11 protein-coding genes and 2 pseudogenes are annotated in these 15,584 nt (G+C 74.0%); 5 read left to right on the top strand and 8 right to left on the bottom strand.

The genetic code is table 11. From position 1 onward, the window contains the following. Positions 1 to 77: 77 nt before the first annotated feature. From IE225_RS06555 to IE225_RS06540, 4 genes and pseudogenes are all read right to left on the bottom strand, one after another. The gene (locus IE225_RS06555) at positions 78 to 383 is read right to left on the bottom strand and encodes a thioredoxin family protein (RefSeq protein ID WP_308432449.1); all 306 of its coding nucleotides are present in this window, start codon (positions 381 to 383) and stop codon (positions 78 to 80) included. Next, a pseudogene (locus IE225_RS06550) lies at positions 380 to 848 on the bottom strand (MerR family transcriptional regulator). The gene IE225_RS06555 and the pseudogene IE225_RS06550 overlap by 4 nt, the downstream one beginning before the upstream one ends. A 178-nt stretch (positions 849 to 1,026) precedes the next feature. Continuing rightward, positions 1,027 to 1,800, bottom strand: coding sequence for a DUF2127 domain-containing protein (locus tag IE225_RS06545; protein ID WP_190056371.1), 774 nt, complete (start codon positions 1,798 to 1,800; stop codon positions 1,027 to 1,029). A 121-nt stretch (positions 1,801 to 1,921) separates the two neighbouring features. Next, positions 1,922 to 3,802 carry an MFS transporter gene (locus IE225_RS06540; RefSeq protein ID WP_190056370.1) on the bottom strand — a complete coding sequence of 627 codons (1,881 nt, stop codon included), beginning with the start codon at positions 3,800 to 3,802 and terminating at the stop codon, positions 1,922 to 1,924. Between the two features lie 124 nt (positions 3,803 to 3,926). Between IE225_RS06540 and IE225_RS06535 the strand changes: the two genes are divergently transcribed. Next, positions 3,927 to 4,547, top strand: coding sequence for a TetR/AcrR family transcriptional regulator (locus IE225_RS06535; RefSeq protein ID WP_190056369.1), 621 nt, complete (start codon positions 3,927 to 3,929; stop codon positions 4,545 to 4,547). Between the two features lie 297 nt (positions 4,548 to 4,844). Here the strand turns inward: IE225_RS06535 and IE225_RS06530 are convergent, their stop codons facing one another. Next, entirely contained in the window at positions 4,845 to 6,236 is a 1,392-nt protein-coding gene (locus tag IE225_RS06530) for a cation:dicarboxylate symporter family transporter (RefSeq protein ID WP_229879285.1), read from the bottom strand. A gap of 246 nt (positions 6,237 to 6,482) precedes the next feature. Between IE225_RS06530 and IE225_RS06525 the strand changes: the two genes are divergently transcribed. Continuing rightward, the gene (locus tag IE225_RS06525; protein ID WP_190056368.1) at positions 6,483 to 8,177 is read left to right on the top strand and encodes a sensor histidine kinase; all 1,695 of its coding nucleotides are present in this window, start codon (positions 6,483 to 6,485) and stop codon (positions 8,175 to 8,177) included. A 137-nt stretch (positions 8,178 to 8,314) separates the two neighbouring features. Then, positions 8,315 to 8,950 carry a response regulator gene (locus tag IE225_RS06520; protein ID WP_308432452.1) on the top strand — a complete coding sequence of 212 codons (636 nt, stop codon included), beginning with the start codon at positions 8,315 to 8,317 and terminating at the stop codon, positions 8,948 to 8,950. Positions 8,951 to 9,029: 79 nt separating this feature from the next. Here the strand turns inward: IE225_RS06520 and IE225_RS34270 are convergent. Together IE225_RS34270 and IE225_RS06510 are read right to left on the bottom strand one after the other, a co-directional pair. Then, positions 9,030 to 9,833 (bottom strand): annotated as a pseudogene (locus tag IE225_RS34270) (tetratricopeptide repeat protein); the annotation flags it as partial. 1,550 nt (positions 9,834 to 11,383) lie between these two features. After that, positions 11,384 to 11,935: a hypothetical protein gene (locus IE225_RS06510; protein ID WP_190056366.1), complete on the bottom strand. Its 552-nt coding sequence runs from the start codon at positions 11,933 to 11,935 to the stop codon at positions 11,384 to 11,386. A gap of 26 nt (positions 11,936 to 11,961) precedes the next feature. On the opposite strand from IE225_RS06510, the gene IE225_RS06505 reads away from it, so the two are divergent. Both IE225_RS06505 and IE225_RS06500 read left to right on the top strand, forming a co-directional pair. Beyond that, entirely contained in the window at positions 11,962 to 12,837 is an 876-nt protein-coding gene (locus IE225_RS06505) for a 5'-methylthioadenosine/S-adenosylhomocysteine nucleosidase family protein (RefSeq protein WP_190056365.1), read from the top strand. A gap of 157 nt (positions 12,838 to 12,994) precedes the next feature. After that, a complete protein-coding gene (locus IE225_RS06500) occupies positions 12,995 to 14,914 on the top strand; it encodes a tetratricopeptide repeat protein (RefSeq protein ID WP_229879284.1) in 1,920 nt (639 codons plus the stop codon). Here the strand turns inward: IE225_RS06500 and IE225_RS06495 are convergent. Further along, positions 14,911 to 15,408: an ATP-binding protein gene (locus IE225_RS06495; protein ID WP_190056364.1), complete on the bottom strand. Its 498-nt coding sequence runs from the start codon at positions 15,406 to 15,408 to the stop codon at positions 14,911 to 14,913. The two genes, IE225_RS06500 and IE225_RS06495, sit on opposite strands and share 4 nt — an antisense overlap. Positions 15,409 to 15,584 lie beyond the last annotated feature (176 nt).

The following is a 15,584-nucleotide window of genomic DNA, read 5'->3' as shown; positions in this document are numbered from 1 at the left end:
CCCCCGAGCGCAATTGCTCGGGGGATTTCTCCGTTCTCCGGCCCGTGGGGGTGGTCGTCCGGGCGGCGGTACGGCGCTCAGAGCACGTCCGCCGGCTCCTGGAGCAGCCGCAGCTTGGACCGGGCGCCCACCATGGACCGCACCGGCTCACCGTCGCGGAACACCATGAACGTCGGCATCGACAGCACCTTGTAGGCGTGGGTGGTCTCGGGATTGGTGTCGACGTCCAGCCGGACCACCTTCAGCCGCTCGCCCTCCTCCGCCGCGAGCGCGGCCGGCACCGGCCCCATCTGCCGGCACGGCGGGCACCAGCCGGCGGTGAACTCCACCAGCACCGGCAGCCGTGCGTCCAGCACCTGCGCGCGGAAATCCGCGTCCGTCACTTCGGCGACCCTCCTCGTCCTCCCGGCCCTCCCCGTTCGCACCGCGGCTCCGGACTCTCCAGGGCCGCCGCCTCGGCCCGCGCCGGCTGCGCCCCGACCTGGGCCCGCACCGACCGCAGCTCCCCGATCAGCGCGTCCAGCTCGGCCGGCTTGCGCCGGTAGACCGCGAGCGAGTCCGGGCAGGAATCGCCCTCGGGGTGCCCGGCGCGCAGGCACTCCACGAAGGGCCGCGTCTCCTCCAGGTCGAACCCGAAGTCCCGCAGCGTCCTGATCTGCCGCAGCAGCCTCAGATCACTCTCGTCGTACGTCCGGTGCCCTCCCCCAAGCTCTCGGCAAGCTCTCGGCTTCGCTCGAGCAGGGGGCACCCCCAGCGTCCCGCCGCGCGGGCAGCAGCCCGCGCGCCTCGTAGTACCGCAGTGCCCGCGTCGTCGTCCCGGCCCGTGCCGCCAGTTCACCGATGCGCATGCCGACGACGGTAGGCCCTGACGCTTGCGTCAGGGCAAGCGCGGCCGCGGGGTGGAGTTCGTGGAGTTCCAGGAGGGAGCGGAGGAGTTCCAGGAGAAGGACTTCCAGGGGGAGGAGCCCGGGGGGAGAAGCTCAAGGGGAAAGGGTCCTGCCTCCGGGAAGAGGGTTCCGAAGGGTTTTAGGGGACCGGCGTCGCCGTTCCCGCCGACTCCTCCACCTCCAGTAGCGAGGCGCTGCGCCGTTCTTCCTCGTGGGCGCGGCGGCCGCCGCGCAGGCCGAACAGCCGCTTGGCGAGGGCGATGTACAGCACCGCCAGGACGTTCAGCACCAGCGTGGCGATCTTCAGCCCGCTGACGTGCTCGGTGAGTTCGTAGACCTCCAGCGGCAGGAAGGCGGCGGTGGCGACCACGGTCAGGTACTCCGCCCAGCGCTTGGCGTACCACAGCCCGACCGCCTCGACGAGCTCGACCAGCGCGTAGGCGAGCAGCAGTCCGGCCACCGTCAGCAGCGTGGAGTGCCGGTAGCCGAAGACCTTCCGGACGGAGTCGACGAGCGGCGAGTGGTCAAGGTCGTAATGGAAGTGGCGGAAAACCGGGCGGAAGACGTCCAGGTACTCCTCGAAGAGGCGGCGCACCGCGTCCTGGCTGTTGCTGAACCTCCACACCGCCACCGCGACCAGCACCACGAACACCCCGCGCAGCGCCCGCTCGATCGCGAGGAAGCGCAGGACGAACAGGTCGCGCAGCACCTTGCCGCGCGGCACCAGCGGCGCCTCGGCGGCCGGCCCGGAGCCGTGCGGCTCGCCGAGCACGAAGTCGCCGCAGCGCAGGCACCGCCACACCTCGCCGACCGCCGTCTGCGCGTGCAGCCGGATCCTGAGCCGCGGGTCGTCGGGGGCGTACGTCACGTGCCCGCGGCGGGCGCAGGTGCGCCGGTTCCAGTCGATCCTCATCTTCCCCCGTGCCTCCCACGCACTTCATGGATGAACTGCAGGGACGGACGTGCCGTCCCGGTTGGTTCCGGCACGGCACGTTAGTGGATGCGGGCGGGGCGGCGGTCCGCGGGGAGCCGGGTCAGGAGGTCCCGGTGGCGCCCGCCCGTTCCTCCTGCCGCTGCCGCGTCCCGGCGGACTGCGCGGCGGACCGCTGCTCGGCGGGCCGTTCGGTGGCCTGCCCGGCGGGCCTTTCGGTGGACCGTTCGGCGGGCCGTTCGGCTGACTGCTCGGCGGGCCGCGCGGTGGGCTGCCCGGCGGGCCGTTCGGCTGACTGCTCGGCGGGCCGCGCGGCGGGCCGTTCGGCTGACTGCTCGGCCGACCGCGCGGTGGGCTGCCCGGCGGGCCGCTCGCGGCGCGGCAGCAGCAGCGCGACCAGGATCGTGCCGACGCCGAGGATCACCGCGCCGACCAGGCTGGTGTGGGCGACGGCGTCGGAGAAGGCGGAGCCGACCGCGTCCGCCATCTGCCGGGAGCCGGCGGACAGCTGCCCGGCCTGCGCCTTCAGCGCGGCGGCCTGCTGCGGGTCGCCGGTGTGCGCGGCCTGCTCGGCGAGCTGCCGGGCCTTGGCGCCGACGGCCCGCGCGACCTGGTAGCCGGCGCCGACGGAGTCCTGCGCGGTCTCCCGCGCGCCCGTCGGCAGCGCGCTGCCCCGGGTGGCGTCCGCGAGGCGGTCGGCGTACGAGGTCGACAGCAGCGAGCCGAGGATGGCGATGCCGAGGGAGCCGCCGAGTTCCAGCGAGGTGTCGTTGACGGCGCCGCCCACGCCGAGTTCGGCCTCCGGGAAGGAGCCCATGATCGTGTCGGTGCAGGGCGAGAGCGCGAGCCCGATCGCCAGGCCGAGGACGACCAGGGGTGCCACGAAGTCGCCGTAGGACGAACCGGAGTCGATCCGGGTGAGCAGCGCGAGGGCGGTCGTGCCGCCGACCATGCCCGCGGTCACCGTCGGCCTCATGCCGAGGCGCGGGGTGAGGTACCCGGTCAGGGCCGAGCCGACGAAGACCGCGCCGGCCAGCGGCAGCATCCGCAGGCCCGTCTGCAGGGCGTCGTAGCCGAGGACGAACTGCAGGTGCTGGGTGAGGTAGTAGAAGGCGCCGAAGACGGCGAGGAAGAACAGCGCGACGGCGAGGTTGGCGCCGGCGAAGCGGCGGGCGGTGAAGCGGCGCACGTCGAGGACCGGGCGCGGGTGGCGCAGCTCCCACAGGACGAAGAGGACCAGCCCCGCGCCCGCCACGACCGCCGCCGTGACCGCCCGGGCGCCCCAGCCGAAGTGCGGGCCCTCGATGATCATGTAGACGAGGGAGCCGATCCACACCACGCTCAGCAGCCCGCCGATGTAGTCGATCCGCTCGTGGTGGCCGGCCCGGGACGGCGGGACCAGGACCAGGGCGCCGACCAGGGCGACGGCGGCGACCGGCACGTTGATCAGGAACGTCGAGGCCCAGCCGTGGTGCTCCAGCAGCGCCCCGGCGACCAGCGGGCCGGCGGCGATGGCGAGGCCGGCGGTCGCGGTCCACAGGGTGATGGCGCGGGCGCGCTCGCGGCGCGGGAAGGTCGCGGCCAGCAGGGACAGGGTGGCCGGCATGATCAGCGCGGCGCCGACGCCCATCACCGCGCGGGCCGCGACGACGGCCGCGGCGCTGTCGACGAGCGAGCCGAGGACCGCGCCGCCGCCGAAGACGACGAGTCCGAGCAGGAGCGCGCCGCGGCGGCTGTACTTGTCGCCGACCGCGCCGAGCAGCAGCATCAGCGCCGCGTACGGCACGGTGTAGCCGTCGATCACCCACTGCAGGTCGGCGCTGGTCAGGCCGAGGTCGCGGGTCATGTCGGGGGCCGCGACCGTGAGGGCGGTGTTCGCCATCACGATGATCAGCAGGCTCAGGCACAGCACGAGGAGCGCCCACCAGCGCCGGGCGTAGGGCCGCTCCATCTGGTCGACCGGTTCGGTCAGGACGAGTCGCATGGCCAGGGTGTCGCCTTCCTGCACGAGGTTGCTCGCGCACTACTTGCACACTGCTGTGCAGTTGCACAACGATGTGCAATGTACGCCCACTGCACAACGCTGTGCAAATCGTTGGGAGGGCACAATGGCAGCCATGACCCAGGGCACCACCAGCCGCGCCGGCACCAACCGGCGCCGTATCCTCGACGTCGCCCTCGCCGAGCTGCTGCGCGACCCCGACGCGTCCATGGACCAGATCGCGCGCGCCGCCGGCGTCGTACGACGCACGGTGTACGGGCACTTCCCGAGCCGCGAGGCGCTGGTCAGCACGCTCGTCGACGACGCCCTGGAGGCGGTGGCCGCGGCGCACGCGGAAGCCCGGGAGGGCGTGGCGGACCCGGCCGAGGCGGTGGCCCGCTCGGTGCTGAAGGTGTGGGAGATCGCCGACCGCTACCGGCTGCTGGTCGCGCTCGCCCAGCGCACGGTCACCATGCAGGGCATCCGAGAACGCCTCGCCCCCGTCCGCGCCGACGCCGAACGCCTGCTCCAGCGCGGCCTGGACGAGGGCGTCTTCACCTCCCCGCTGCCCGCCCCGGCCCTGGCGTACGTGCACGAACAGCTGCTGTTCGCCCTCATGGAGGCGGTCAACGACGGCCTGCTGGCACCGCGCGAGGCGGGCCGCTCCGCCGCGGTCACCCTCCTCACCGCCTCCGGCGTGCCCGCCGCGCCGGCGGCGGAACTGGTGGCACGGCTGGCGGCGCCCTGAGCGGGCGGCGGCCGGCGGGGCCCTGAGCGGGCGGCGGAACTGGTAGCACGGGCTGGCGGCGCCCTGAGCGGGCGGGCCTGAAATCCCGGGTCAGCGGCCCTGAAGTCCTGGGGCAGCGGCCCCGAAACCCCGGGTCAGCAGCCCTGAAGCGCGCAGAGCCGGGCGGCCGGGCCACGGGGAGGGCCTGACCGCCCGGCGTCTCGACCGGGCCCGGCGGGCGGGACGACGAGGTGAGGTTCCACCGCCGCCCGGAGTCCGGGAGGGCGTGCGCACCTGCGTCGTGGCGGTCTCGCGCGCCTACGCCGTGGCGAGCTCCTTCTCGCCGCCCTCGCGCTGCTCCGGCAGGTGCTTCGGGGCGCCGTCGCCGGAGGCGTCGTCGAGCAGCGTCCGCTCGTCGAAGGGCAGCTCGCCGGCGAGCACCCGGCGCACCCGCTCCTTGTCGACCTCGCCGGTCCAGGTGCCGATGAGCAGGGTGGCGACGGCGTTGCCGGCGAAGTTGGTCAGGGCGCGCGCCTCGCTCATGAAGCGGTCGATGCCGACGATGAGGCCGACGCCGTCCACCAGCGCGGGCTTGTGCGACTGCAGGGCGCCGGCCAGCGTGGCCAGGCCCGCGCCGGTGACGCCGGCGGCACCCTTGGAGGCGACCATCATGAACAGCAGCAGAGTGATCTGCCCGCCGATCGACAGCGGCTGGTCCATGGCGTCGGCGATGAACAGCGAGGCCATGGTGAGGTAGATCATCGTGCCGTCGAGGTTGAAGGAGTACCCGGTCGGCACGGTGATGCCGACGACCGGACGGGCCACGCCCAGGTGCTCCATCTTCGCGATCAGCCGCGGCAGCGCGGACTCCGACGACGACGTGGACAGGATCAGCAGGAACTCGCGGCCCAGGTACTTCAGCAGCGCCGGCAGGCCGACCCCCGTGGCCAGGCGCAGCAGCGTGCCGAGGACGACGAAGACGAACAGCACGCAGGTGACGTAGAAGCCGAGCATGATCGTGGCCAGGGCCTTCACCGCGTCCATGCCGGTCTCGCCGACGACGGCGGCCATCGCGCCGAACGCGCCGACCGGCGCCGCCCACATGATCATGGCCAGGACGCGGAAGACGAGCCGCTGGATGTGCTCGACGCCGCGCAGCACCGGCTCGCCCTTGCCACCCATGGCCTGCAGCGCGAACCCGACGAGCAGCGCCACCAGCAGCGTCTGCAGCACCTGGCCCTCGGTGAAGGCCGAGACCAGGGTGGTCGGGATGATGCCGAGCAGGAAGTCCTGGGTGCTCTCGCTGGCGCCCTGGGCCTGCTCGTGGCCGACGCCCTTGACGGCCTCGGTCAGGTGCATCCCGTCACCGGGGTGGATGATGTTGCCCACCACGAGGCCGATGGCCAGCGCCACGAACGACATCGCGAGGAAGTAGCCGATCGCCAGGCCGCCCACCTTGCCGACCTTCGCGGCCCGGCGCACGGAGCCGACGCCGAGGACGATCGTGCAGAAGATGATCGGCGAGATCATCATCTTGATCAGGTTCACGAAGCCCGTGCCGATCGGCTTGAGCTCCTTGGCGAAGTCCGGTGCGGCGAATCCCACGGCGACGCCGAGGAGCACCGCGACGATCACCGCGATGTAGAGGTAGTGGGTACGGTCCCGCCTGGCTGCGGGTGCGGCAGGTGCCGTATCGGTCGTGCTGGTCACGGCGGCCCTCCTTGACGACGCTGTCGGCATCACCGGCGTGCGGCTCACGTCCGGGGGTTGCCCTACGGGGATTGCCGTGACTATCTCCCGCTGTGTGAGGGCGGTCACCCTTCCGTTCATTGAGTTCACCGGGAGACGCGGAGTGGGGCACGGGAGACGCGGAGTCCGCTCGCCGGAGGACCCGGAGTCCGTTCACCTGGAGACGCGGAGGTTCGCCCACAGACCCGCGGAGGCAGACTGAGTGCCATGCGCGCACCCCGTATGCCCCGGCTCCCCGGGCCCCGCAGCCTGGCCGGCCAGCTCTTCGCCATGCAGGCCGTGCTGCTCGCGCTCGTCGTCGCCGGGTACGCGCTGTTCACCTACGTCAGCGACCGCGACGAGGCCCGGGACGCGGCCGGCCGGCAGGCCATGGCGGTGGCCCGCTCGGTCGCCGACTCCCCCTCCGTACGGGCGGCCGCCCGCACCGCGGACCCGACGGCGCGGCTGCAGCCCTACGCGCTGCGCGTCCAGCACGACACCGGGGTCGACTTCGTCACGATCATGAACCCGCGGGGCATCCGCTGGACCCACCCCGACGAGAAGCAGATCGGCCGGCGCTTCCTCGGCCACATCGCGCCCGCCCAGCACGGCAGGCCCTTCACCGAGACCTACACCGGCACCCTCGGCCCCTCCGTCCGCGCCGTCGCCCCGATCGAGGACGCCGGGCACGTCGTCGGCCTGGTGAGCGCCGGCATCCGGGTGGAGGCCATCAGCCGCCGGGTGCAGGACCAGCTCACCGCGCTGCTCGGTGTCGCGGCCGGGGTCCTCGCCCTCGGCGCGATCGGCACGTACGTCATCAACGCGCGCCTGCGCCGGCACACCCACGGCATGAACGCCGCCGAGCTGAGCCGCATGCACGACTACCACCAGGCCGCGCTGCACGCCGTGCGCGAGGGCCTGCTGATGCTGGACGGGCAGTACCGGGTGGCGCTGGTCAACGACGGCGGACGCGAGCTGCTGGGCTTCGGCCCCCGGGACACCGTGGTGGGCCGGCGGGTCGCCGACCTCGGCCTGCCCGCGCCGCTGACCGGCGCCCTGCTGTCCTCCGAGCCGCGGGTGGACGAGGTGCACCTCACCGCGGACCGGGTGATCGTCGTCAACACCTCCCCCGTGTCCGGCGGGGAGCGCCGCGGCACCATCGTGACGCTGCGGGACGTGACCGAACTGCAGTCCCTGATGGGCGAGTTGGACTCGGAGCGCGGCTTCACGCAGGCGCTGCGCTCCCAGGCGCACGAGGCGGCCAACCGCCTGCACACGGTCGTGTCCCTGATCGAACTGGGCCGGGCGGAGGAGGCGGTGGAGTTCGCCACCGCGGAACTGGAACTCGCCCAGGCGCTCACCGACCAGGTGGTGGCGGCCGTGAGCGAGCCCGTCCTCGCCGCCCTGCTGCTGGGCAAGACCGCGCAGGCCAACGAGCGGGGCGTGGAGCTGGTGGTGTCGCCGGACAGCCGCCTGGACGACGGAGTGCTCCCCACCACCCTCCCCGCCCGCGACCTGGTCACCATCCTCGGCAACCTGATCGACAACGCGGTGGACGCGGCGCAGGGCGGCACACCGGCGCGGGTGACGGTGACGGTGACCGCCCGCACGCGGCAGGACGCCGAACTGGTGCTGCGCGTCGGCGACACCGGCCCCGGAGTGGACCCGGCCCACGCCGACCTCGTCTTCCGGCGCGGCTTCTCCACCAAACCGGCCGGGCCGGGCGGGCGGGGACTGGGTCTGGCCCTGGTCCGGCAGGCCGTGCACCGGCACGGCGGCAGCCTGTCGGTCGCCCAGGCCGACGGGGGCGGGGCGCTCTTCGAGGTACGGCTGCCGCTGCGGGTGCCGCTGCAGGGCGCGGGTGACACCGCCGCGCCCGCGGACGCAGTCGCAGGGGGCGCCGTTTCCGGAGGTGAGGCATGACGGGCCAGGCGAGTCGGGGGAGGCGGGGGGACCAGGAGAACCGGGGGAAGCAGGGGGACCGGAAGGACCGGGAGGATCAGGGGCCGATACGCGTCCTGGTGGTGGAGGACGACCCCGTGGCCGCGGACGCGCATGTGATGTACGTCGGCCGGGTGCCGGGGTTCGTCGCCGTCGGCAAGGCCCACACCGGCGTCGAGGCGCGGCGCGCGCTGGAGCGCATGCCGGTGGACCTCCTCCTGCTCGACCTGCACCTGCCCGACGTGCACGGGCTGCACCTGGCGCGCACCCTGCGGGCGGCCGGCCACCACGCGGACGTCATCGCGGTGACGTCGGCGCGGGACCTGGCGGTGGTCCGGGAGGGCGTGTCACTGGGGGTGGTGCAGTACGTGCTCAAGCCGTTCACCTTCGCGACCCTGCGGGACCGGCTCGTGCGGTACGCCGAGTTCCGGGCGGCGGCCGGGGCGGGCGAGGCGAGCGGTCAGGACGAGGTCGACCGGGCGCTTGCGGTGCTGCGGGCGCCGGGGCCGGCGGCCCTGCCCAAGGGGCTGAGCGCGCCCACGCTGGAACGGGTGACGGTCGCTCTGCGGGAGGCCGAGGAGGGACTGACGGCGGCGGGGGTCGCGCAGGCCGTGGGGATATCGCGGATCACGGCCCGGCGGTACCTGGAGCACCTGGTGGAGGCGGGACGGGCCGAGCGGAGGCCGTTGTACGGGCAGGTGGGGAGGCCGGAGTTGGTGTATCGGTGGGTGTCGGGGGCGGGGAGGAGGCGGTAGAGGGGGGTTCGGCGAGTTCGGCGGCTGCGGCGCGGGCTTCGGCGGCTTCGTCCGGGGCGTTGGCGCGGGTGTAGGCGTCGGCGGCCCGGAGGTAGGCGGTGCGGGCCTCGGCGGGGCGGTGGGCGGCCTTGTGGGCGAAGGCCAGGTTGTACAGGGTCTGCCCCTCGCCGTACCAGTCCTCGAATTCCCGGCAAATCTCCAGATCTTTGGCGTACGCCTCGATTGCCTCCTGCACCCGGCCCGCCCGCCGCAGGGCGATGCCGAGGTTGTTCCACGCCGTGCCCTCGCGGTAGCGGTCCCCGGCGGCATGGTACAGCTCGCGGGCACGGGTGTGGGCGTCGATCGCCTCCTGCACATGGTCCGCCCGTTGCAGGGCGCTGCCGAGGTTGTTCCACGCCATGGCCTCGCGGTGGCGGTGCCCGACGGCCTGGAACAGGTCGCGGGCGCGGGTGTGGGCGTCGACCGCCTCCCGCGCCCGGCCCGCTTCCTGCAGGGCGGCGCCGAGGTTGGTCCACGCCATGGCCTCGCCGTGGCGGTCCCCGGCGGCCTGGTACAGGTCGCGGGCACGCATGTGGGCGTCGACCGCCTCCCGCGCCCGGCCCGCTTCCTGCAGGGCGGCGCCGAGATTGTTCCACGCCCCGGCCTCGCGCAGCCGGTCCCCGGCCCGATGGGCGGCCTCCCGCGCGGCCTGCGCGACGGCGATCCAGTCGTCGAAATACCGCCGCCAGGACAGGTACTCCACCAGGTACTCGGCCAGCCGCACCGCCGTCTCCGCGAACCGCTCCTCCCGTGCCCACCCCACCGCCGCCACCAGCCCGGCCCGCTCCCCGTCCAGCCACGCCAGCGCCTGCGCCCGGTCCGCGAACCGCTCCGGCTCCGCCATTCCCGGCAGCCACTGCAACCGGGCATCGGCCGCGTCCGCCCACCGGCAGTAGAACTCCAGCACCCGCTCCCGCGCCGTTTCCCCCTCCTCCCGCAACACCGCATCCCGTGCCACCACACCCGCCCCGAACACCCGCACCAGGTCGTGCAACCGCCACCACCCGCGCCCCCTCCCCCGCTCGACGAGGTGGGCACGAGCCAGCGCCTTCAACTCCCGTACCGGAGGCGCCTCGGCCCCCACCAGCGCGGCGACGACCTGGTCGCTCACCTCCGGTCCCGGCGCCAGGGCGAGCAGGCGCAGCAGTCGGGCCTGGTCGGGCGGCAGGCGGCGGTAGGAGAGCTCGAAGGCGGCGCGGACGCTGCGCTCACCGTCGTCGAGGTGGTCGAGGCGGTCGTGGGACTCGCCCAGTTCCGCCACGAGTTCGGTCACCGGCATGCCCGGATCCTCCGCCAGCAGGGCGGCCGCGATCTGCAGGGCCAGCGGCAGGTGTCCGCACAGGCCGGCGAGCCGCTCGGCCGCCTCGGGGTCGTCGGCGATCCGGGTGTCGTGCGGGTCGGCGATCCGCAGGGCGCGGTCGAGGAGTTCGTACGCCTCTTCCGGCGAGAGCTGGTCCAAGGGGACGAGCCGCGCGCCCAGTTGGGGCAACCGGTCCCGGGAGGTGACCAGGACGTGGTGCCGGGTGTCGCCGGGCAGCAGGGGCCGCACCTGGTCCGGGGAGGAGGCGTTGTCGGCCAGGACGAGGACCGCGCCGCGCTCCCGGGCCCGCGCGGCCAGCGTCGAGCGGTAGAGCGCCGCCCGTTCGTCCGCCGTCGCGGGGATGTGCTCCGGCCGGACGCCGAGGGCCCGCAGCAGGGCCTGCAGGGCCCGGTCGGCGGTGACGGGCTGCGGGTCGTAGCCGTGCAGGTCGACGAAGAGGACCCCGCCGGGGAACCAGCCCCGCTCGCAGGCCAGGTGCGCGGTCTCGACGGCCAGCGCGGTCTTGCCGATGCCGCCGAGCCCGGACACGGCGGCGACCAGGACCGCCGGGGATGCAGAGGACTGCGTCCCGGCCGGGTCCAGGGCGTCCAGCAGCGCCGCCGTCTCCGTCTCCCGGCCCGAGAAGCCGCCCGGTCTCGGCGGCAGGCCGGCCAGCGCCTCGGGCGCGGCGGCGCCCCCGCCCTGCTGGACCACGATCTGGACGCCGACCACCTCGCGCAGGAAGACCCCGCCCCGGAAGTCGGTGTGGTCCCCGTGGTACCAGGACGCCGCGCTGCCCGGCGCGTGCCGCTCCATGGCCCGTACGACGGCCCTGGCGGTGTCGGGATCGGCGGCGAGCAGTGCGGCGAGCCCGTCCCCCCACTCCCGCACGGCCTCCCGCCACGCGGGGTCCCCCGCCGCCTCCGCCAGCTCCCGGGCGGACGCGTCGGCGTCCCGCCCCACCGTCCGCGCCAGTTCCCGCACCGCCCGGCGCCCGGCCTCCCCGCCCGCGCCCTCGGCCAGCGCCGCAAGCAACGCCGCTTCCATGTGCCCGCCCCGCCCGTCGCTGTCGTACGTGGGTCAACGTTACGGCGTCAGGCGGACGTTGGTGCCGGACGCGCGTACCGCACGAGCTGGGTGCCGAGCCCGGCCACGGCGAGCGCCTCCAGCACCGACACCGCCACGAGCGACCCTCCGCCGGTGCCGTCCACCCAGAACACCGTCAGCGCGGCCAGCGGCACCACGCAGAACGCCGTCAGGTCCACCAGGGTCTGGACGACCTTGCGGGACCTGCGCCGGGCGTCGGACCGGTGCGCCATCTCCCAGCCGAAGGCGGCGAAGTCGTCTTCGGCCGCGGCGAGTTGAGTGAGCCGGGGCCCGAGTTCGTCGCGCACGTACCGTCCGATCGCCGAGATCTTCTCGTCGTTGACGAGGTACGTCCAGCCGAGCACCACGCACACCGGCGGCATCGCCAGCAGCATGGCGGCCTGCTTCGCCTGGGCCGCCGCGGCGATGACGGCGGCGACGACGGTGAGGGTGACGTACAGCAGGTTGTCCCGGAACCCGATCCGCGCCTTCTGCTCGTCCTTCACGCTCTGGTACTCGGCGAGCAACAACTGCCCCACCGTGACGTTCTGTTCCGGCACTCGGCTTCCCTCCCCCGGCGTACCTTATGAGTGTGCCGGATACCCAGCCCACCGTCCTCGTCCTCACCGCGCTCCCCCTCGAATACGCCGCCGTACGCGCGCACGTCGAGGACCGGCGCGAACTCGTCCACCCCGGCGGAACCCGTGTCGAGAAGGGCCGACTGTCCGGCACACCCTGGCAAGTCGCCCTCGCCGAACTGGGCATGGGCGCCGAGCGGGCCGCCGCCCTCACCGCGCAGCTCATCAACTGGTTGCGCCCCGAAGCCGTGTTCTTCGTCGGTGTCGCCGGCAGTCTGAAGGACGACGTCGGGATCGGCGATGTCGTCGTGGGCACGCAGGTGTACGAGATCCACGGCGGCAAGCAGACGCCTGAGGGTTTCCTGGTCCGGCCGAAGGCCCTGCCGGGCTCGCACGCGCTGGAACAGGCGGCCCGTTCCGCCGTGCGGGACATGCCCGACGTGCGGGCGCACTTCATGCCGATCGCCACGGGCGACGTGGTCCTGGCGGACGCCGAATCCAAGATCGCCCGGTTCCTCCGCAGGAGCTACAACGACGCCGGCGCGATCGAGATGGAGGGCTCCGGGGCGGCCCACGCGGCGCACTTGAACGGCAAGGTGGACGCCCTGGTGATCCGGGGCATCAGCGACCGCGCCGACGCCGGCAAGCGCAGGGCCGACGCCTCGGGCTCGCAGCAGCGCGCCGCCGAACAGGCGGCGGCCGTGACGATGGCCGTACTGCGCAAACACCTGCCCCGCGCGGGTTCCCCGGGCTCCTCCGACTCCGAGGAGGGTCCCCATCGACGCGGGGACGACGGAGCGGCGACGTACGGCGGGGACCACATCGACTTCCGTTACGGCACCTTCCACGGGCCCGTCACCGGCAAGCGGGACGAACGCCGGTAGGGGCACCGTCCACGGCCCGGTCCCCCGCGCGACCGCGACCCTGCCGCCCCGCCCCCTCGGCTTCACGGGCCGGTCGGCGGAACTGAACCGCCTGCTCCCCCTGTTCTCGCCCGACTCCTCGGACGACACCGCCGTCCTGATCTCCGCCGTCACCGGCATGGGCGGCATCGGCAAGACGGCCCTGGCTCTGGAGGCGGCACATCAGGCCCATGCGCGGGGCTGGTTCCCGGGCGGGACGCTCTTCGTCGACCTGCGCGGCTACGACGACGACCCGGTGACCGCCGACCAAGCGGTCCTGGCCCTGCTCGACGCGCTCGGCGTACGGGACCACGATCTCCCGCCGACGCCTGAACGCCAGTACGACGCCTACCGCGCCCTGCTCGCCGAACGGCGGGACCGGACGCTGCTGATCCTGGACAACGCCTCCGCCCCGTCCCAGTACCTGCCGCTCCTGCCCGGCACCGACCACCACCGGGTGCTCATCACCTCCCGGGACCGCCCCGACGCCCTCCCGGTACGGCTCATCGACCTCGAAGCCCTCGACCCGGACGACTCCATGGCCCTGGTGACACGGGCCCTGCGCGACACCGACGAACGCGACGACCGCCCGGCGCGAGAACCCGACGCCCTGCGCGAACTGACCGACCTGTGCGGCCACTTGCCCCTGGCCCTCCAGATCGCCGCGGGCATGCTGCGCCGACGACGCCACCGGGACATCGCCTCCCTGGTGACCGAGATCCGGAAGGCCGGCGATCCGACTACGGTTCTCGACAGGGGCAGTCCCGGCACCGACCTGTACGGGCGCTCACTCGTCCTGCGTCCCGTACTGGAGACGTCGTACCACCGCCTGCCGCCCGACCAGGCCCGGCTGCTGCGCCTGCTCTGCCTTGCGCCGGGTGCGGAAACGGGCACGGAAGCGATCACCGCCCTGGCCGACCTCGGCACGGAGACCACGCTGTGCCTGCTGGAGGAGCTGGCCGCCGCGCACCTCGTCACGCCGGTGCGGCCCGTCGGCGGGCCGGCTTCGGCCGTGCGGTGGCGGGTGCACGACCTGGTGCGGGCGTTCGGGGCAGGTGTGGTGGCGGCGGACGCGGAGTTGCAGAAGGAGGGGGAGGCGGCGCGGGAGCGAGTGCTGGAGTTCTACTGTCGGTGGGCGGAAGCGGCTGACGCCCGGTTGCAGTGGCTGCGGGGGAGGGCGGAGCCGGAGCGGTTCGCGGACCGGGCGCAGGCGCTGACGTGGCTGGACGGGGAGCGGGCCGGGCTGGTGGCGGCGGTGGGGTGGGCGCGGGAGGAGCGGTTCGCGGAGACGGCGGTGCGGCTGGCCGAGTACCTGGTGGAGTACCTGTCCTGGCGGCGGTATTTCGACGACTGGATCGCCGTCGCGCAGGCCGCGCGGGAGGCCGCCCATCGGGCCGGGGACCGGCTGCGCGAGGCCGGGGCGTGGAACAACCTCGGCGCCGCCCTGCAGGAAGCGGGCCGAGCGCGGGAGGCGATCGACGCCCATGTCCACGCCCGCGACCTGTTCCAGACCGTCGGGGACCGCCGCCACGAGGCCATGACGTGGACCAACCTCGGCAACGCCCTGCGGGACGCGGGCCGAGCCCAGGAGGCGATCGACGCCCATGTCCACGCCCGCGACCTGTTCCAGACCGTCGGGGACCGCCACCGCGAGGCCATGACGTGGACCAACCTCGGCAACGCCCTGCGGGACGCGGGCCGAGCCCAGGAGGCGATCGACGCCCATGTCCACGCCCGCGAACTGTTCCAGACCGTCGGGGACCGCCACCGCGAGGCCATGACGTGGGGGAACCTGGGCGCCGCCCTGCGGGAGGCGGGCCGGACACAAGAGATGATCCAGGCATGGGACAGGTCCCTGGAGATCTTCCGGGAAGTCGAGGACTGGCACGGCGAGGGGAAAATCCTCTACCACCTCGCCCACGCCCACGCGGCCGCCCACCGCCCCGCCGAGGCCCGCACCGCCTACCTCCAGGCCGCCGGCGCCTACACCCGCGCCAACGCCCCGGGTGAAGCCGCCGAGGCCCGCACCCGCGCCGCCGAGCTGCCGGAACCGGACTAACCCCCCGCATATCCCCGAGCCCCCCGCCAAGGCACCACCGCCCACATCCGCGTCCCACCCCCGGGCTCCCGCGCCTCTCCGAACCCCCACTCCCCCTCGCACGCCCGCACCATGCACCCGAGCACCCGCAGCGCCGCCCGCCGCCGCGCGTCGCAGGTCGCCGCCAGCCGGGGGTGGACGTGCCGGGCGTGGCCGTCGTAGATGATGACCCGCAGCGCCCCGTCCCGGTACCGCAGGGACACGTACACCTCGTCGTCGGGCGCGAACCGGCAGGCGCAGGCGGTCAGTTCGGAGACGATCTGGACGGCCGCGTCCGTCATGTCCGCCAAGCCGTGGGTCTGGAGGACGGCACGGGTGGTCGTCCGTGCGATGCGTGGGCTCACCGGTCCGGCGGGCAGCGTGAAGCTGTAGGCGAGCGTGTCGGGGGACGGCGGCGGGGCGGGGCGTTCGTCGGTGGAGAGCGGGCAGGCCGAGACGGTCACGGATGCGGGCACGGCGACTCCTTCGCGTGTTCAGGCAGGGAGGATTCCGGATGAGCCGACGACTCGACCGGCGGCCGGTGGCCCGTCTCCCCGGCGCGGGCCCGCCCCTCCCGGGGAAGGAGGACGCGGGCAGGCTCGCGCGATGCACTTCCGACGACCCCATGCCGTAAGCGGCTCATCACTGACTG

It is taken from the genome of Streptomyces echinoruber, assembly GCF_014651135.1.
Lineage (GTDB): Bacteria > Actinomycetota > Actinomycetes > Streptomycetales > Streptomycetaceae > Streptomyces > Streptomyces echinoruber.
This window is presented reverse-complemented; position numbering and strand designations above follow the sequence as displayed.